Origin of the sequence: Rhizobium sp. P32RR-XVIII, from assembly GCF_012641395.1 — a bacterium.
In the GTDB taxonomy this organism is placed as follows: Bacteria; Pseudomonadota; Alphaproteobacteria; order Rhizobiales; family Rhizobiaceae; genus Rhizobium.
In genome coordinates, this window is record NZ_JABAIH010000004.1 from 77,243 (window position 1) to 94,900 (window position 17,658).

At 61.0% G+C, this 17,658-nt stretch carries 20 protein-coding genes; 13 read left to right on the forward strand and 7 right to left on the reverse strand.

Annotation, left to right across the window (positions count from 1 at the left end):
* Positions 1-78 precede the first annotated feature (78 nt).
* From HGP14_RS13555 to HGP14_RS13570, 4 genes are all read right to left on the reverse strand, one after another.
* Positions 79-636 carry an endonuclease domain-containing protein gene (locus HGP14_RS13555; RefSeq protein ID WP_409527080.1) on the reverse strand — a complete coding sequence of 186 codons (558 nt, stop codon included), beginning with the start codon at positions 634-636 and terminating at the stop codon, positions 79-81.
* Complete coding sequence (gene xdhB / locus HGP14_RS13560; protein WP_168830391.1) at positions 564-2,903, reverse strand: xanthine dehydrogenase molybdopterin binding subunit; 2,340 nt, start codon at positions 2,901-2,903, stop codon at positions 564-566. The genes HGP14_RS13555 and xdhB overlap by 73 nt, the downstream gene beginning before the upstream one ends.
* Positions 2,904-3,080: 177 nt before the next feature.
* A complete protein-coding gene (gene xdhA, locus HGP14_RS13565; RefSeq protein ID WP_168830392.1) occupies positions 3,081-4,547 on the reverse strand; it encodes a xanthine dehydrogenase small subunit in 1,467 nt (488 codons plus the stop codon).
* Positions 4,548-4,576: 29 nt separating this feature from the next.
* A complete protein-coding gene (locus tag HGP14_RS13570; protein ID WP_168830393.1) occupies positions 4,577-5,353 on the reverse strand; it encodes a 3-hydroxybutyrate dehydrogenase in 777 nt (258 codons plus the stop codon).
* A 218-nt stretch (positions 5,354-5,571) separates the two neighbouring features.
* On the opposite strand from HGP14_RS13570, the gene glpK reads away from it, so the two are divergent.
* The 4 genes from glpK to HGP14_RS13590 all read left to right on the forward strand — a co-directional run bounded on the left by glpK (position 5,572) and on the right by HGP14_RS13590 (position 8,499).
* Positions 5,572-7,065, forward strand: coding sequence for a glycerol kinase GlpK (gene glpK, locus HGP14_RS13575; RefSeq protein WP_168830394.1), 1,494 nt, complete (start codon positions 5,572-5,574; stop codon positions 7,063-7,065).
* A 160-nt stretch (positions 7,066-7,225) separates the two neighbouring features.
* Positions 7,226-7,366, forward strand: coding sequence for a hypothetical protein (locus HGP14_RS13580; protein WP_168830395.1), 141 nt, complete (start codon positions 7,226-7,228; stop codon positions 7,364-7,366).
* A gap of 98 nt (positions 7,367-7,464) precedes the next feature.
* Positions 7,465-7,926, forward strand: a complete 462-nt coding sequence (locus tag HGP14_RS13585) for a nuclear transport factor 2 family protein (RefSeq protein ID WP_168830396.1) — start codon at positions 7,465-7,467, stop codon at positions 7,924-7,926.
* Between the two features lie 15 nt (positions 7,927-7,941).
* A complete protein-coding gene (locus tag HGP14_RS13590) occupies positions 7,942-8,499 on the forward strand; it encodes a TetR/AcrR family transcriptional regulator (protein WP_168830832.1) in 558 nt (185 codons plus the stop codon).
* Here the strand turns inward: HGP14_RS13590 and HGP14_RS13595 are convergent.
* Positions 8,489-9,445 carry a hypothetical protein gene (locus HGP14_RS13595; RefSeq protein WP_168830397.1) on the reverse strand — a complete coding sequence of 319 codons (957 nt, stop codon included), beginning with the start codon at positions 9,443-9,445 and terminating at the stop codon, positions 8,489-8,491. The two genes, HGP14_RS13590 and HGP14_RS13595, sit on opposite strands and share 11 nt — an antisense overlap.
* Before the next feature lie 128 nt (positions 9,446-9,573).
* Positions 9,574-10,551 carry a GlxA family transcriptional regulator gene (locus HGP14_RS13600; RefSeq protein ID WP_168830398.1) on the reverse strand — a complete coding sequence of 326 codons (978 nt, stop codon included), beginning with the start codon at positions 10,549-10,551 and terminating at the stop codon, positions 9,574-9,576.
* Between the two features lie 110 nt (positions 10,552-10,661).
* Here HGP14_RS13600 and HGP14_RS13605 point away from each other — a divergent pair, with 110 nt between their 5' ends.
* From HGP14_RS13605 to map, 9 genes are all read left to right on the forward strand, one after another.
* The gene (locus HGP14_RS13605) at positions 10,662-11,303 is read left to right on the forward strand and encodes an HD domain-containing protein (RefSeq protein WP_168830399.1); all 642 of its coding nucleotides are present in this window, start codon (positions 10,662-10,664) and stop codon (positions 11,301-11,303) included.
* Between the two features lie 129 nt (positions 11,304-11,432).
* On the forward strand, positions 11,433-11,807 hold the full coding sequence (locus HGP14_RS13610) for a YciI family protein (RefSeq protein WP_168830400.1): 375 nt from the start codon (positions 11,433-11,435) through the stop codon (positions 11,805-11,807).
* Positions 11,804-13,063: an RNA polymerase sigma factor gene (locus HGP14_RS13615; RefSeq protein ID WP_168830401.1), complete on the forward strand. Its 1,260-nt coding sequence runs from the start codon at positions 11,804-11,806 to the stop codon at positions 13,061-13,063. Before HGP14_RS13610 ends, HGP14_RS13615 begins: the two co-directional genes overlap by 4 nt.
* A gap of 103 nt (positions 13,064-13,166) precedes the next feature.
* A complete protein-coding gene (locus tag HGP14_RS13620) occupies positions 13,167-13,634 on the forward strand; it encodes an SRPBCC family protein (protein WP_168830402.1) in 468 nt (155 codons plus the stop codon).
* A gap of 134 nt (positions 13,635-13,768) precedes the next feature.
* On the forward strand, positions 13,769-14,020 hold the full coding sequence (locus HGP14_RS13625; RefSeq protein ID WP_168830403.1) for a type II toxin-antitoxin system prevent-host-death family antitoxin: 252 nt from the start codon (positions 13,769-13,771) through the stop codon (positions 14,018-14,020).
* Positions 14,021-14,443 carry a type II toxin-antitoxin system VapC family toxin gene (locus HGP14_RS13630; RefSeq protein WP_168830404.1) on the forward strand — a complete coding sequence of 141 codons (423 nt, stop codon included), beginning with the start codon at positions 14,021-14,023 and terminating at the stop codon, positions 14,441-14,443.
* 113 nt (positions 14,444-14,556) lie between these two features.
* The gene (locus HGP14_RS13635) at positions 14,557-15,057 is read left to right on the forward strand and encodes a GNAT family N-acetyltransferase (protein ID WP_168830405.1); all 501 of its coding nucleotides are present in this window, start codon (positions 14,557-14,559) and stop codon (positions 15,055-15,057) included.
* A gap of 117 nt (positions 15,058-15,174) precedes the next feature.
* Positions 15,175-16,236, forward strand: a complete 1,062-nt coding sequence (locus HGP14_RS13640; protein ID WP_168830406.1) for an LLM class flavin-dependent oxidoreductase — start codon at positions 15,175-15,177, stop codon at positions 16,234-16,236.
* A 41-nt stretch (positions 16,237-16,277) separates the two neighbouring features.
* Positions 16,278-17,036, forward strand: a complete 759-nt coding sequence (gene map / locus HGP14_RS13645; RefSeq protein ID WP_168830407.1) for a type I methionyl aminopeptidase — start codon at positions 16,278-16,280, stop codon at positions 17,034-17,036.
* Positions 17,037-17,063: 27 nt separating this feature from the next.
* On the opposite strand, the gene HGP14_RS13650 is transcribed toward map, so the two are convergent.
* Entirely contained in the window at positions 17,064-17,654 is a 591-nt protein-coding gene (locus HGP14_RS13650) for a PadR family transcriptional regulator (protein ID WP_168830408.1), read from the reverse strand.
* Between the last annotated feature and the right edge of the window lie 4 nt (positions 17,655-17,658).

The following is a 17,658-nucleotide window of genomic DNA, read 5'->3' on the forward strand; positions in this document are numbered from 1 at the left end:
CCGAGGGGGAGAAGAGACTCGCGACGATTGCCGCATTCTCCACCGAAGGGCCGGATGAGGGGGCTTGGTTCGGGCGCTTCATCTATCAGTATTCCTCGGGCGCACGATCGCAGGATAAAAGCGCAGAGTGTCATCCCGCTGAAATATCTGTCCTTCAAGCGCAGCTAGGATTGTCTCCAGAACCGCCCGCCTTTCCCGTGTGATCTCGTGATTCCAAAATCGCAGAATCGAATATCCATTGCCATTTAGCCAATGCGTCCGCGTGGCATCAGCGGGATCGGCGGCATGCTGAAAGCCATCGACCTCAACAATCAACCGCATCTCTCGGCAAAGAAAATCGACGACGTAGGGTCCAAGCGGCACTTGGCGCATAAATTTGTGACCGTTCAGCCGCCGATTTCGAAGTTCACCCCAAAGTCGGTACTCTTCTTCGGTGTCACTTCGGCGCAGTCTGCGGGCCTGTTCGGTCTTGCCAGCTCGTCTCTTTGTTATGTCCTCTCGGTTAGGACAAAGTCCGCCATCCGTTCTTTCTTTCGACGAAGAGAAGGGATGTTTCGCCATCGTCACACCCGTCGCAGCCGCTCCACCGCCATCAGCACCCGCTCCGGCGTTGCCGGCGCGTCGAGCCGCGGGCAGATCCTGTAGTCTGCGACGCTCGCCACCGCCATCGAGAGCGCTTCAAACACGGAGATCGCCAGCATCAGCGGCGGTTCGCCGACGGCCTTGGAGCGGCCGATAGTGGCCTCATTGTTTTCCGACCATTCCGCCAGCCGGACGTTGAAGATTTTCGGACGGTCCGAGGCGAGCGGGATCTTGTAGGTGGAGGGGGCATGCGTGCGCAGCCGGCCTTTCTCGTCCCACCAGAGTTCTTCGGTCGTCAGCCATCCCATGCCCTGGACGAAGCCGCCTTCGACCTGTCCGATGTCGATCGCCGGGTTCAGTGAACGGCCGACGTCGTGCAGGATGTCGGTGCGGTCGACCAGATATTCGCCGGTAAGCGTGTCGATCGAGACTTCCGAGCAGGCGGCACCATAGGCGAAGTAGTAAAATGGCGTGCCGCGACCCGCCTGCCTGTCCCAGTGGATCTTCGGCGTCTTGTAGAAGCCGGCGGCCGACAGTTGCACGCGGGCGAAATAGGCCTGTTTGATGAGGTCCGGGAAGGGGATTTCGCTATCGCCGATCTTCACGCGGTTCGGCAGGAAGATGACGTCGGCGGGATCGACGCTCCATTTTTCGGCGGCGAAGGCGACGAGCCGCTCCTTGATCTGCCGGGCGGCGTCGAAGGCGGCCATGCCGTTCAGGTCGGAGCCGGAGGAGGCGGCCGTTGCCGAGGTGTTCGGGACCTTGCCGGTGGTGGTCGCGGTGATCTTCACGCGGTCGATATCGACCTGGAAGCTGTCCGCCAGAACTTGTGCCACCTTGGTATAGAGGCCCTGGCCCATCTCCGTGCCGCCGTGGTTCAGGTGGATCGAGCCATCCTGATAGACATGCACGAGGGCGCCCGCCTGGTTGAAGGCGGTCATCGTAAAGGAAATGCCGAACTTCACCGGCGTCAGGGCAATGCCCTTGCGGATATACCGGCTGTCGCGATTGAAGCTGATGATAGCATTGCGGCGCTCCTGATAGTCGGCGCTCTCCTCCAGTTCGCCGACGATGCGTTCGAGGATGCTGTCTTCGACTTCCTGATGGTAGGGCGTCAGCGTGCGCCCCGAGCCGGGCTGTCCGTAGAAATTCAGCTTGCGGACTTCGAGCGGGTCCTTGCCGGTGGCGTAGGCGATTTCCTCGATGAAACGCTCGGCGCCGAGCATGCCCTGCGGCCCGCCGAAACCGCGGAAGGCGGTGTTCGAGACTGTATGTGTCTTGAGCGGCTTCGACTGCAGATGCACATGCGGGTAGAAATAGCTGGAGTCCGCATGGAAGAGCGCCCGGTCGGTGACCGGTCCGGAAAGGTCGGAGGAGAAGCCGCAGCGCGCCGCATAGGTCGCGTCCACCGCGTGGATCCGGCCTTCGTCGTCGAAGCCGAGTTCGTAATCCACCAGGAAGTCGTGGCGCTTGCCGGTCGCGCTCATGTCCTCGTCGCGGTCGGGGCGGAACTTGACGGCCCGCTTGAGTTTCTTTGCGGCGATCGCGGCAAGGGCCGCAAACTGGTTGCCCTGCGTTTCCTTGCCGCCGAAGCCGCCGCCCATGCGGCGCACGTTCACGGTGACGGCATTCGAGGGAATGTTCAGCGCATGGCCGACGATATGCTGGATTTCGCTCGGATGCTGCGTCGAAGACCAGACCGTGACTTCGTCGTCCTCGCCGGGGATCGCCATGGCGATATGGCCCTCGAGGTAGAAATGCTCCTGGCCGCCGATGCGCATCTGGCCTTTCAGCCGGCGAGGGGCGTTGGCCATTTCAGCCTTGGCGTCGCCGCGCTGCAGCGTCATCGGAGTGATAACGAGCGGGCTGCCGTTTTCGAGCGCGCCGTCGATATCGCTCCAGTGCGGCAGGTCGCGATATTCGATCCTGGCCTTGCGCGCGGCCTTGCGTGCTGCATCGCGGGTTTCGGCGATCACGGCAAAGATCGGCTGGCCGTGGAATTCGACCCTGGTTTCGGCCAGCAGCGGCTCGTCATGGCTGCCGTTGGAGGAAACATCATTGACGCCCGGCACGTCCTTGCCGGTGAAGACCCAGACGACGCCCGGATGCTGGCGGACCTCGGAAAGGTCCATGCTGAGGATGTCCGCATGGGCGCGGTCGGATGTGCCGAGCGCGCCGTGCAGCAGGCCCGCGGGTTCTGGAATATCGTCGATATAATCAGCGGTTCCGGTCACATGCTTATGGGCTGAATCATGTTTCAGCGAACTGTGCATCGGGCCTGAGATCATCGCTTTGGCGGTGTCGAAGGTGGATTTATCCATGGGTCACCTCCGTCATGCAACTCGGAGCGAGCCACCCCCTCATCCGCCCTCCGGGCACCTTCTCCCCGCTGGGGAGAAGGGGGAACGAGACGGCGCGGCACATCCCTTCTCCCCTCGGGGAGAAGGTGGCGGCAGCCGGATGAGGGGGCTTGTTGGGGCAAACAGTCAAGTGATCCATCACGCCACTCCCTCGAACCGTTTCAATTCCACCGGCGTGCCCATCGTTTCCAGGTAGAAGCGCGTAAGCAAATTCTTCGCCGTCAGTTGCCGGTATTCGGCGGTGGCGCGCCAGTCGGTCAGCGGCTGGAAATCGGCGTCGAAGGCGTCGCGCGCCTTGTCGACGGTTTCCTCGGTCCACGGCTTGCCGATCAACTCCGCCTCGACGGTGCGGGCGCGTTTCGGGGTTCCCGCCATGCCGCCGAAGGCAATGCGAATGTCATTGACGTCGCCTGCGTCATCGAGCGTCAGATAGAAGGCGCCGAGCACGGCGGTGATGTCCTCGTCGCGACGCTTGGTGATCTTGTAGACCGCGAACCGGCTCCCCTCGGCCGGGTAGGGCATGAAGACGCTCTCGACGAATTCGCCGGGCTTGCGGTCCTGCTTGCCGTAATCGATGAAAAAGTCTTCCAGCCGCAACATGCGCGTGCCCATTGCCGAGCGCAGTTTCAGCGTGGCGCCGAGTGCGATCAACGGCGGCGGGCTGTCGCCGATCGGCGAGCCATTTGCGATATTGCCGCCGATCGTGCCCATGTTTCGCACTTGCTCGCCGCCAATGCGGTTGATGAGATTGCCGAGCGTGGGCACCTTCGCGGCGAGAACGTCGAAAGCCTTGGTGTAGGTCACGCCAGCCCCGATCGTGACGCCGCCGTCGGTCGCCTTGACCGTCTGCAATTCGCTCAGGTGATTGATGAAGACAGCCGGGTTCAGCGCCCGCATCTGCTTCGTCACCCAGAGCCCGACATCCGTCGAACCGGCGACGACGATCGCTCCCGGTTCATCAGCCAGAATGCGCGCCAGCGCCTCGACGGAACCGGGGATGATCAATCGCTCTTCGCCGGATGCGATGGTGATCGTCTCGCGTGTCTGCATCGCCCAAAGCCGGGCGACAATATCCGAGCGCGTCTTTTCCAGCGGATCGAACAGCGCGCTCGGCCGTGCGCGGCTGACGGCCTCCGCGGCCTTGACGATCGGTTCGTAGCCGGTGCAGCGACAGAGATTGCCCTGCAGCGCCTTTTCGATCTCAGCCCGGCCGGGCTTTTCGTTCGCAAGCCAGAGACCGTAGAGAGACATCACAAAACCGGGCGTGCAGAAACCGCACTGCGAGCCGTGGTAATCCACCATCGCCTGCTGCACCGGGTGCAGCGTGCCGTCTCTGGCGGCGAGATGCTCGACGGTGACGACATGGGTGCCGTTCATCGAGCCCAGGAAGCGTATGCAGGCATTGACCGTCTCGTAGGACAGCTTGCCGTCCACAAGCCGGCCGACCAGCACCGTGCAGGCGCCGCAATCGCCTTCGGCGCATCCCTCCTTCGTCCCGGTCAACCGGCGCCTCAGCCGCAGGAAATCGAGCAGCGTCTCGGTGGGCTGGACATCGTTGAGTGCGATGTCCTCGCCATTGAGGATGAAGCGGATGCAGTCTTTCATGGTACCCCTTATTGTTGTTTTTTAAATGGTTATGCCGCGGTCCAGCCCCCGTCAATCGAGATGTGGGTGCCGGTCACCTGCCGTGCGTCGTCGCTCGCCAGATAGAGCGCCAGGGCGCCGATCTCCTCGGCCTTGACGAATTCGTGCGTCGGCTGGGCCTTGAGGATCACCTCGGTCTTCACCTGTTCCTCGGTCATGCCGCGAGCCTTGGCCGTATCCGGTATCTGCTTTTCGACGAGCGGCGTCAGGACATAGCCGGGGCAAATGGCGTTCACCGTCACGCCGAACTCGGCAAGTTCGAGCGCTGCCGTCTTCGTCAGGCCTAATATACCATGCTTTGCGGCCACATAGGCGGATTTGAACGGCGAGGCGACGAGCGCGTGCGCCGAGGCGATGTTGATGATGCGGCCATGCTTCTTCGCCTTCATCAGCGGGATTGCGGCGCGCATCGTGTGAAACGAGCTCGACAGGTTGATGGCGATGATCTGGTCCCATTTCTCGATCGGGAAGTCCTCGATCTTCTCGACATGCTGAACGCCGGCATTGTTGACGAGCACATCGACCGCGCCGAAGGTCTTGGCCGCGGTTGCGATAAGATCGGCGATCTCGGCCGGCTTCGTCATATCGGCCGGATGGTAGAGCACGCCGGCCTTCGAGAGCGATTCAAGCCGCTCCACTATCGCCTTGATTTCATCGGTGTTTCCGAAGCCGTTGATGACGACGTTGTCACCCTTTCCGGCAAAGGCGGTGGCAATCGCAAGGCCGATGCCACTGGTGGATCCGGTGACGACAACGGTTCTCTTCATGCTCTTCTCCTTGTGGCTTGTTCCCGACGCACTACCCGGAAGGTATGCGCAAAGCGGCGCTTCTGGCAATCGCGCGCGACATGGATTTGCAAGTGAAGCGAGCGGCCGAGATGGCCGGGTGCGTAGCTGCTTGTTATTTCGTTTTATTTTCTTTTCACGTTCGCTTTGGTGCCTTAATGATTTTCACCGATAGAAGCGATGCGCATTGGAGGGACAGCGTGAGCGGATATGTTTTGGCGATCGATCAGGGCACGACGTCGACACGAGCGATCATCTTCGATGGCGACATGAAGATCGCCGGAGCCGGCCAGAAGGAGTTTACCCAGATCTATCCGCGCTCGGGCTGGGTCGAGCACGATCCCGAAGAAATCTGGGATTCGGTGGTTTCGACCATCAAGATGGCGCTCAGGGAAGCGAAGATCAAAGCCAAGGATATCGCAGCGCTTGGCATCACCAATCAGCGCGAGACCGTCGTCGTGTGGGAGCGCGAAACCGGCAAGCCGATCCAGAACGCCATCGTCTGGCAGGATCGCCGCACGGCGACTTACTGCGACAATCTCAAGCGCCAGGGTCTCGAGAAGACATTCACGAAGAAGACGGGGCTCATTCTCGATCCCTATTTCTCCGGCACCAAGCTTTCCTGGATGCTGGCCAACGTGAAGGGCGCGCGGGCGCGTGCTGCCAGAGGCGACCTCTGCTTCGGTACTATCGACACCTTCCTCATCTGGCGGCTGACCGGCGGCAAGAGCTTCGTCACCGATGCCACCAATGCGTCACGCACGCTCATGTACAACATCGCCGAGAACAGATGGGACGAGGAACTGCTCGAAATCCTGCGCGTGCCGGCCGCAATGTTGCCGGAGGTCAAGGATTGCGCCGCCGATTTCGGCGTTACCGATCCCTCTATCTTCGGCGTCGCTATCCCGATTCTCGGCGTTGCCGGCGACCAGCAGGCCGCGACCATCGGCCAGGCCTGCTTCGAGCCCGGCATGTTGAAATCAACCTACGGCACGGGCTGCTTCGCACTGCTCAACACCGGCGCTGACATCGTGCGTTCCAAGAACCGGCTGCTCACCACCATCGCTTATCGCTTGAACGGTGAAACGACCTATGCGCTCGAAGGCTCGATCTTCATCGCGGGCGCGGCCGTGCAATGGCTGCGCGACGGCCTTGGCATCATCGACACCGCTGCGAAAACCGGGGAGCTTGCCGAACTGGCCGACCCGACGCAGGAGGTCTATCTGGTCCCGGCGTTCACCGGCCTCGGCGCGCCGCATTGGGATCCGAAGGCACGCGGCGCAATCTTCGGTTTGACGCGCAATACCGGTCCCGCCGAATTTGCCCGCGCGGTGCTCGAAGCCGTCTGCTATCAGACGCGCGACCTGCTCGAAGCCATGCAGAAGGACTGGAGGAACGGCAAGGAGGACACGGTGCTGCGCGTCGACGGCGGCATGGTCGCTTCCGACTGGACGATGCAACGCCTTTCCGACCTGCTGGAAGCCCCCGTCGACCGCCCGGCCATCCTCGAAACCACAGCACTCGGCGCTGCCTGGCTTGCCGGAAGTAGGGCAGGCGTGTGGCCCGACCGCAAGGGCTTTTCCGCCAAGTGGAAACGCGACCGGCGCTTCGAGCCTGATATGGACGACAAGACGCGGGCGGCCAAGCTGAAGGGGTGGCGCAGCGCCGTGAAGCGGACATTGAGCGAAGCATAAGGCGCTTTGCTTCCGCAAAGCGTGTACCCCGACAGCAGCCGTTGGCACAGCATCCTCAATCAGCATTGAAGTTGTGATAGAATGGCCCTGGATTGGACCATCGGGTCTCGATGATCGCCAATCTTCGTTTCCTCGATGTGATTTACGGAGGGAAGGTGCCATGGCCAAGGGACAGCTGCGCAGCAACCGCGAGATACGCAAACCCAAGAAGGACAAGAGCGCTCCGAAGTCTGCGGTGGTAGCCGGATCGCAGGTTCGGCATGCCGAAAGCACGACGGTGCTCGGAAGAAAAGACAAATAGCAGGGCTCGTTCGGCGACATGCAAAACGACTTGCGCCGTTTTTTCAAATCCTGTACTGATCGGTATAGATGATGAAGATCAGTACAGGAGAAAATGTCATGTCTGCTCTCGTTCCGCCATTCACGCTTGAAACCGCCATTCAGAAAGTTCGCCTCGCCGAAGACGGCTGGAACAGCCGCAACCCGGACAAAGTCTCGCTGGCCTATACGCCCGACAGCCGCTGGCGGAACCGGGCCGAATTCGTCAACGGCCGCGCCGAGATCGTCGCATTCCTCACGCGCAAATGGGCCAAGGAGCTGGACTACCGGCTGATCAAGGAGCTGTGGACCTTCGGCGGGAACCGTATTGCCGTGCGCTACGCCTATGAGTGGCACGACGACAGCAACAACTGGTTTCGTTCCTATGGCAACGAGAATTGGGAATACGATGAAGCGGGCTTGATGCAGCGGCGTTTCGCCTGCATCAACGATCTTCCCATCAAGGAATCGGACCGCAAATTCCACTGGCCCCTCGGCCGCCGGCCGGATGATCATCCGGGCCTCTCGGACCTTGGCCTCTGAGGAAAGGCACCCGCTCTGAAAACGCTCTACGAACGCGCCGATGTGGTGCCGCTGCTTGCTGAAACCTTTCGCGAGCTGGGTTTCGAAGGCGCGACGCTCAGCCGGATCACCGAGCGGACCGGTATCGGCAAAGGCAGCCTCTATCACTTCTTTCCCGGCGGGAAGGAAGAGATGGCGGCTGCGGTGCTTGCTGAGGTCGATCGCTGGTTCGAGGATTTCGTCTATGAGCCGCTGCGCCGCGACGAGCCTGCTGCGGCAATCGGCGCGATGTGGCGGAACGTCGACGAGTATTTCCGCTCCGGAGGGCGCATCTGCCTGGTCGGCGCCTTTGCGCTGGACGAGACCCGCGAGCGTTTTGCCTCCACCATCAATGGCTATTTCCAACGCTGGATCGATGCGCTTGCCGATGCCCTTGTTCGCAGCGGCCGCGCGGCAGGCGAGGCGAGGGCGGCGGCTGAAGATGCCGTGGTAGGAATACAAGGCGCGCTGGTGTTGTCGCGCGCCCTCGATGACAAGTCGTTGTTCAAACGCGCGCTCGATCAGATGGCGAAGCGGTTGAGTGTCACTGCTTGAACCAGGGGCTCCTCACGCTCCAGAAAATGACGCTGCCGCCGAGATAGTCGTCGGCGAAGGCTGTGAACTCTTCCTTGGTGAAGGGCTTCTTCGTCTTCGGATTCTTGTAGGTCAGCGTCGGCTCCTGCACGGCCATGCCGACATAGGCAAGCTTACCCTTGTACTGGTTGAAGAAGGGATAGGAGTTCTTCATCTGCGCCTTCCGGTTGGGCACGATGTCCGGTCCGCCCAGCCCGATATTGTTCTTTGCCGCGAAATCGAAGAGGCGGCTCATGTACTTGTGGTCGTTCTCCCATTCGCAGGGCCAGAAGTTCACATATTGAACGACCATGGATTTTACGAAGGCCTTGCGCGCGAAGCCGAGGTTTTCCATTTCCCCGGAGAAATAGGCGTCGCAGGAGAAATCCTTCGGCTCGTTCTTCGGATCGAGATCGATCGACGTTTCGGGTAGGTTGATGCCGTAGACGCGTCCGTCGAATTTTGCAGCCAGCGCGGCGATAAGCGCCTGATAGCGCTCGCGAACCGCCGGGTTCCATTGCTGCGCCACCCAGCCTGAACCGATGCCCTTGTTCTCGCCCGGATTGTCGAACTGCGGCGCAAGGCCACCGCCATACTCGGTGCCGGTGAGCATGTAGTCCGGGATGTTGCGGGCTTTCGGATTGAAGAAGCGGTCCTGCACTTGGATGAAGAGCTTCTTGTGAAGACCGTCGGTGATGGCGAGATCTCTCTCGATTGCAGAGAAGTCGTATTCGCCTTTCGCCGCTTCCAGCATCTTCCAATTATAGACGACCTGCGCGCCGCCGATATCCGGCCGCTCGAGCAGGGCCTTGGCGGCGTCGAGATTTCCGGAGCTGGTATAGATGAAGTTCTGGGGCGCGGCCGATGCGGCAGTGGCGCTCACGCAGATGACGGCAAATGTGGAAAGGGTGCTTGCAATAGGCTTCATCGGCTTCCTAAAAATCGATTGGATATGGATTGCCTCGACGGTCAGCGAGCCATCCACACGAAAGCAGGCGGTTCCATGGCAGATGTGCCGGCGCATCATCTGTGGTTAATCACGGCCGCCTCAACAGGTTAATGCGATGCGCTGAGCTTCGCATATTGCCGCCGATACTCAGCCGGCGTCACGCCGACTTGCCGCGTGAAGGCCCGTCGCAGCGTATCGGCATCGGCAAAGCCGCATTCGGAAGCGACCTGCTTTGGTGCGTGGCCCCCTTCCAACAGGGTTCGCGCGGCCGTGATACGGGCAGCCTCCACCCAGGCGGCCGGTGTCGTGCCGACCTCGTCGCGGAACAGCCGCGCGAAATGGCGCGGGCTGAGTTCCATCCGGTGCGCCAGTGCGGCAACGCTGTGGTCCGCGGCCGGATTGACGGCAATCCAGCGCTGCACTTCCTGCAATGCGGACCGGCCGGCGGGCGCGGCTTCGCCCTTCCGGCTGAACTGCATCTGCCCGCCTGGCCGCTTGAAGAACATGACGAGCTGGCCTGCGACCCTCATCGCGACATCGCGCCCTAAATCCTCCTCGACGAGCGCAAGCGCCAGATCGAGCCCGGCGGTAACGCCGGCAGCGGTTCGCAATGGTCCGTCCCGGACATGGATGGCATCGGCCTCGACGGTCACTGTGGGATAGGTTTTGGCGAGCGTGTCAGCCACCGCCCAGTGCGTCGTGATCCGGCGCCCGTCAAGAAGGCCGGCCGCAGCCAGCATGAAGGCGCCGCTGCAGACGGAACCGTAGCGCCTCGCCTTCGGTGCTGCCCGGCGCAGCCATGCAATCATCTTTGCGCCGGGTGCGATCTCCGCCGCATTGGGGCAACCGGCGACGAGCAAGGTATCGATCTTCGGGATGTCGTCGCCCACGACGTAGTCCGTGACAAGCCGCGCGCCCGAAGAACTGCGGATATGGCCGTGCTCCACTGCGATCACCAGCAGCCGGTAGATCTCCTTGCCCGCCTGGACATTGGCCTCGGCGAAGACGTCGAGCGGGCCTGAGACGTCGAGGAGCTGTACGCCTGGAACGGCGAGGATGGCGATGGTCTTCGTTTTGTTTGTCACGGCAGCGTCCGCTCCGGTCAGGTTTTGGCAGTAAATGACGTGTTGCGTCGATTGAGGACAATTTCTGCCGCTTTTACTCTCGACCTTGTCCAACCGCAAGGAGATAAACCATGACACTTTCGATCGATGGCATCAGCATCCCCGACAGCAGGCTTGCGCGAGAGATAACCGCGCTGGTTCGCGATACGGAATCGTCGCTGCTTTTTCACCATTCCAGCCGCGTTTACTATTTCGCGGCGCTCGCCGGGAAACGGCGCGGCCTGAGCTTCGATCCGGAGCTGCTCTATGCCGGCGCCATGTTTCACGACATGGGGCTGACCCACCAGCACAGCAGCGCGGATGAGCGCTTCGAGGTCGACGGCGCCAATGCCGCCCGCGATTTTCTCAAGAGCCACGGCATTTCGCAGGCCGATATCGATACCGTCTGGACGGCAATTGCGCTGCACACCACTCCCGGCATACCGCAACACATGCATCCTGTCGTGGCACTGGTCACGGCCGGCGTCGAGATGGACGTGCTGGGGCTGGCCTACAAGGAATACAGCGATGCCGAGCGCGAGGCGGTGGTGCATGCCCATCCGCGCGGCGATCACTTCAAGGAAAACATCATCCAGACCTTCTATGACGGCATCAAGCACAAGCCGGAAACGACGTTTGGCAACGTCAAGGCCGACGTTCTCGCGGACAAGGATCCGCATTTCCACCGCGGCAATTTCTGCAGCGTCATCCGTTGCTCGCACTGGGCAAGCTGACGAGAGACATGGGCCGCTGCCAGCAGGTAGCGGCCCTCTCGTTAGGGCTGCTCCTTTCCCATCGATAATTTTTGCTGCGCCGTGTCGGAAGCCGGGTTACTCCTTCGTCATTGAGAGGAGGAGTAACAGATGCTCTACGCGATCCTTTGCTATGCCAACGAAGAGACGGTCTTCTCCTGGTCCAAGGAGGAGGAAGACGCCGTCATGGCGAAACTCCATGCAGTGCAGGCACCGGTCGCCAGGGCCGGCAAGCTTGGTCCGGTCGGACGGCTGATGCCGACGACGGCTGCGACCACCGTGCGCAAGGGCAAGGAAGAGCCGCTCGTACTCGATGGTCCCTTTGCCGAAACCAAGGAAGCGCTGCTCGGTTTCTACGTCGTCGATTTCGAGACCCTCGATGAGGCAATCGCCTTCTCGAAGGAGCTCTCGGCGGTCAATCCCGGCTCGACATCCTATGAAATTCGGCCGTTCTATGTCTTCCGGCCCGGAGAAGCAGCCGCATGACAGATATTGCCTGGATCGACGTTGCGCTGACTGCTGCCCGGCCGAAGGCTCTGGGAGCGCTGCTGCGTTACTTCCGCAATCTCGACATCGCGGAAGAAGCGTTTCAAGAGGCATGCCTGCGCGCGATCCGCACCTGGCCGGACAAGGGCCCGCCGCGTGACCCGACCGCCTGGTTGATCTTCGTCGGCCGCAACAGCGGTATCGACGCCGTGCGCAAGCAGTCGAAGACCCAGGCGCTGCCCGACGAGGACCTGATTTCCGACAAAGAGGATGCCGAAGGCGAACTCGCTGACCGGCTCGACGACTCCAACTATCGTGACGATATCCTGCGGCTGCTTTTCATCTGCTGCCATCCGGACCTGCCGGCGACGCAGCAGATCGCGCTGGCGCTGCGCATCGTTTCCGGCCTTTCCGTACAGCAGATCGCGCGCGCCTTTCTCGTCGGCGAAAGCGCCATGGAGCAGCGCATCACCCGCGCCAAGGCGCGAGTCGCCAAAGCTGGCGTGCCTTTCGAAACGCCGGGACCCGAGGAACGGGCGGAACGGCTGTCGATCGTCTCGACGATGATCTATCTCATCTTCAACGAGGGCTACTCGCAGGGCGATCCGAAATGCGAGGCGGCTGCCTTCAGCGACGAGGCGATCCGGCTCGGACGCCTGATGCTCCGCATTTTTCCGGGTGAGCCTGAGATCATGGGTCTCCTGGCGTTGATGCTGCTGCAGATATCGCGGCGCGAGGCGCGCTTCGATGCCAACGGCGAACTGGTCTTGCTCGAAGACCAGGACCGCTCGCGCTGGAACCATGCACTGATCAACGAAGCGCTGAACCTGCTCGACAAGGCGATCCGCCATCGCCAGCCTGGTCCCTACCAGTTGCAGGCGGCGATTGCCGCCCTCCATTCGCGGGCGAAGCGCGCCGAGGATACCGACTGGGCAGAGATCGATCTGCTCTACGGCGTGCTCGAGCGCGTTCATCCGTCTCCGGTCGTCACGCTCAATCGCGCTGTCGCGGTCTCGAAGCTCAAGGGGCCGGAGGAGGCATTGCAGCTCGTCGAAACGCTCGGCGAAAAGCTTAACGGCTACTTTTACTATCATGGCCTGCGCGGCGGGCTGCTGAAGCAGATGGGGCGAGTGAAAGAGGCGCGCGAAGCCTTCGATCATGCGATCGCGCTTGCGAATTCCGCTGCCGAAGCGGCTCACATCCGCCTGCAGATCGACAAGCTGCAGAGCGAGCCAGCGCACCCGGCCGCGAAATAAATTTCAAGAAAAATGACTGGTGATGTCGGGACGGCGATTGCCGGGACGTCCTTGCAACAACCTGACGGAAAACAGGTTTCGCTCAACAGGAGGAATGCCGAAAATGACTGCCGAAGCAACACATGAACTCGTTCTCGTCCGCGAATTCGATGCTCCGCGTGAGAAGATCTTCAAGGCCTGGACGGATCCTGAACTCATGAAGGAATGGTTCGTCCCGCGCCCCTGGACCATCACAAAGGTCGAGAGCGACGTCCGCCCGGGCGGTTCGAGCCTTGTCGTCATGCGCGGTCCGGAAGGTCAGGAATTTCCAAATCGCGGTGTCTACCTGGAGGTCGTCGAAAACGAGAAGCTCGTCTTCACGGATGCCTATACCAGCGCCTGGGTTCCCTCCGAAAAGCCCTTTATGACCGCCACGGTCCTTCTCGAAGACCTGGGTAACGGCCGAACCAAGTACACGGCCAAGGTGGTGCATTGGCGCGCTGAAGACAAGGAAGCGCACGAAAAGATGGGCTTCCATGAAGGCTGGGGGAAGGCGGCCGATCAGCTCGCCGAGCTTCTCGCGCGCCTCTGACGCTCGAAGCAGTTCAAGCCGGCGCTGAAGCGGTTTCGATCCAGAATCCGCCAGCGCCCGCAACCCTTTGATTTTGGATTCGGATTGGCAACGGCTTATATATGTAGTAACGTTTCTACATAGAGGTGGCTGCCATGACAGTTATGACCAGCAGGGAATTCAACCAGGACAGCAGCGGCGCGAAGAAAGCGGCCGCGAAGGGGCCGGTATTCATTACCGATCGCGGCAAGCCGTCGCATGTTCTGTTGACTATCGAGGAATATAGCAAGCTCGCGCAAAAAGGGCCGAGTATTGCGGAGCTTTTCTATTCTCCGGGCGCGGACGAGATCGAGTTCGAGCCGCCGAGGATTGATGATTTCGGGCTGAAGCCTGCCGATTTTTCCTAAATGTATCTCCTTGATACGAATGTTCTGTCGGAGTTCCGCAAGCTGCTTACCGGCAAGGCAGATCATGTCTTTGCCGAATGGTTCTCCGAGATTCCTTCCGAGCGTCTCTATATCTCGGTCATAACGCTTTTCGAGATTGAGAACGGGATATTGAGGCTGGAGCGGCGCGATGCTGAGCAAGCGTCGGTCTTGCGGCACTGGTTCGTGCAGGCGAGGGCGCAATTACAAGGCCGCATCATCGACATCGACCAGGGTATTGCGTTACGTTGTGCTGCCTTGCACGTACCCGATCCTCGCTCGATGCGAGATTCGTTTATTGGAGCGACGGCGATGGTGCATGGGCTGACGCTGTTAACCCGCAACGTTCGCGATTTCCAGGCGATGGATATCGAGATCGTCAATCCGTGGGATCGCGCGGCCTGACACAGCCGCGAAAGCTTCATATCACAATCTGTGATCGCGGATTTCAACAACTTAAATTTGTTCCCTTTTTGTGGCCGCGCTAGTGTTTTTCATCGTTTACGAGCGAGGCCTCTATGCCAATCAGAATCCAACCCATTACGATACAGCTTATAGAAGCCTATCGCGCCGTCCTCGACGCTGTCGCACGCGAACGGAAATATCTGTCGCGCGAGAGCGCCCCGCCGATCGAGCAGACCAGGACATTTGTGCTTGGCAATATAGAGGCCGGTAATCCTCATCTTTTGGCGATGGATGGTGAAGCCGTGGTTGGCTGGTGCGATGTGCGGCGCAACTCGGACTTTAACACGAGGCATAGCGGCACGCTCGGAATGGGTTGCTTGCCAGTTTATCGCAATCGCGGGATTGGGCAGGCTCTTCTTGGCGAGACGATCGCCGCGGCAAGGCGCATCGGACTCACGCGTATCGAGCTTAGCGTCTACGCGTCAAACCATGCGGCAATAAGGCTTTATGAAAAGATGGGCTTTGTCAAAGAGGGTATCCGCCGAAACGCGATCTTTCATGATGGCGCCTATGACGACACTTTTATCATGGCCATCGTTGATTGCACGCAATAGGGGCCGTTTCGACGGCCTCACCCATCAACTGCATCGAACGATCCGATCCAGAATTTCCGGTTGCCCTTCGCCGCCGGCATTCTTATCTCCATGGCACATTCAACAGGATTGCCGACCATGGAATTGGGTCTTTATACCTTCGCCGACGTGAACCCCGATCCGGCGCGCAGCAAGGGCGCTGAAGGAGCCGAGAGGCTCAAGCATCTCATCGAGGAAATCGAGCTTGCCGACCAGGTGGGGCTCGATGTGTTCGGGCTCGGCGAGCATCACCGGCCCGACTACGCCGTTTCGGCGCCTGCCGTTGCGCTTGCCGCGGCTGCAGTGAAGACGGAGAATATTCGGCTGACCAGCGCGGTGACCGTGCTTTCCTCGGACGATCCGGTGCGCGTCTTCCAGCAGTTTGCGACGCTTGACCTCATCTCGAATGGCCGTGCCGAGATCATGGCGGGGCGCGGTTCGTTCATCGAGTCCTTCCCGCTCTTCGGTTATAACCTCGAAGATTACGACCAGCTCTTCGAAGAGAAGCTCGATTTGTTGCTGGCGCTGCGCGAAGGCGAGGTGGTCAACTGGCAGGGCGAACTGCGTGCGCCGATCAACGGCCGAGGCGTCTATCCGCGTCCGCTGCAGGATCCGCTGCCGCTCTGGATCGCCGTCGGCGGCACGCCGCAATCCGTGGCACGTGCCGGCGCGCTCGGTCTGCCTGTGGCACTTGCGATCATCGGCGGCGAGCCGCGCCGCTTTGCGCCGCTGTTTGATCTTTACCGCGAGGCGGCGCGCCGGGCCGGGCAGGATCAGTCGAAGCTGAAGACGAGCATCAACGTCCATGGGTTCATCGCCGATACGACGGATGCGGCAGCCGACCAATTCTACGGTCCGCAGGCCGAAGTCATGAACCGCATCGGCCGCGAGCGGGGCTGGGGACCGACAAGCCGGGCGCATTTCGACATGTCGCGTGGACCTTCCGGAGCGCTCTTCGTCGGAGACCCCGAAGTGGTGGCCGAGAAGATCGTCGCACACCACAAGATCTTCAAGAACGATCGCTTCCTGTTGCAGATGGCGATCGGCCTCATGCCGCATGACCAGATCATGCGCGGTATCGAACTCTACGGCACGAAAGTGGCTCCGCTTGTCAGAAAGGCATTGACTGACACAGGCGAAGGGGCGAAAGCCACGGCCTGAACCCCGTGAGGACTGCGCCTTGCGGCAGGCCGGGAAAAGAGATGGTAATCGAAAACGACGACGAGCTGGTTAAACTGAAGGACATCGGCCGCATCTGCGCCAACGCCATTCAGGTGATGGCAGCGTCCGTGGAGCCCGGTATGACGACGCTCGAGCTCGACGAGATTGGACGCAAGGTGCTGGAGGATGCCGGCGCGCGTTCGGCGCCGGAAGTCTGCTATCAGTTTCCGGGTGCCACTTGCATCAGCGTCAACGAGGAAATCGCTCACGGCATTCCCGGTGCGCGGGTGATCCGTCCGGGCGATCTCATCAACATCGATGTCTCGGCCGAAAAGGGCGGCTTCTTTTCCGATACCGGCGCCTCCTTTACCGTGCCACCGGTCAAGCCGAAGATCGAGAAGCTCTGCCGCGATGGCAAACGCGCGCTCTGGGTGGGTCTCAATCAGGTGAAGGCCGGCGAGCCGCTGGCGAAAATCGGCAAGGCCGTCGGCGCCTTTGCCGCAAAGAACCGGTACACGCTGGTCGCCAACCTCGCGAGCCACGGCATCGGCCGTTCGCTGCACGAGGAGCCCGGCGAGCTTTCCACCTGGCCGGACCCTTCCGAGAAGCGGATGATGACCGAAGGCCTCGTCTTCACCGTCGAACCGTTCCTGTCGCTTGGCGCGACATGGGCCGAAGGCGGTGACGATGCGTGGACGCTCTATTCCGATCCACAGGCTCCGACCGTCCAGTTCGAGCATACGGTCGTCGCAACCCGGAACGGTCCGCTGATCTTGACGCTGCCTGATGGTGCCGTTTAACGGCGCTTGCTGCCTAAGCGTTTGCGCTCAGCTGCGTTCCTCCGGCTTGCCGCCCTGCAGAATTTCCGTCGCGGCGCGTTCCAGGATGCTGGCGATGCGGGCGGCTTCCGCCTTCGACCACGGATAACGCACACGGAGCGCCGAGCGCAGCAGCAAGCGGGCGTCGCGGATGTTGCCGCTGTCGCGCATGAAATCCTCTTCATCATCAGTGTCGCGGTGGCGGCCATGGTGCTCCGCATCCAACATGCGGTTGACGAAAGCCATCTTCTCGCCGATGCGCTCGAGCCTGCTCAGTGTCTGCATGATCATCGCGCGATTTTCCTCGACCTTTTGCCTGCCGCGCTCAGTGATCTTGTAAAGCTTCTTCGTGCCCTCGGCTTCCACCTCGGCCAGTTCCATTTCCTCGAGATAAGTCAGCGCCGGATAGATGACGCCGGGGCTCGGAACGTAGAAGCCGCCTGAGCGCTCCTCCAGCGTCTTGATCAGCTCGTAGCCGTGGCGCGGGCGCTCTTCGAGCAGTGCCAGCAGCACGAGTTGAAGATCGCCCGCCGAAAACTTGCGGCCCATTCCCATCCGGATCGCCTCGCCGAACATGCCGCCTCGTTTGAAACCTCTCATGGTT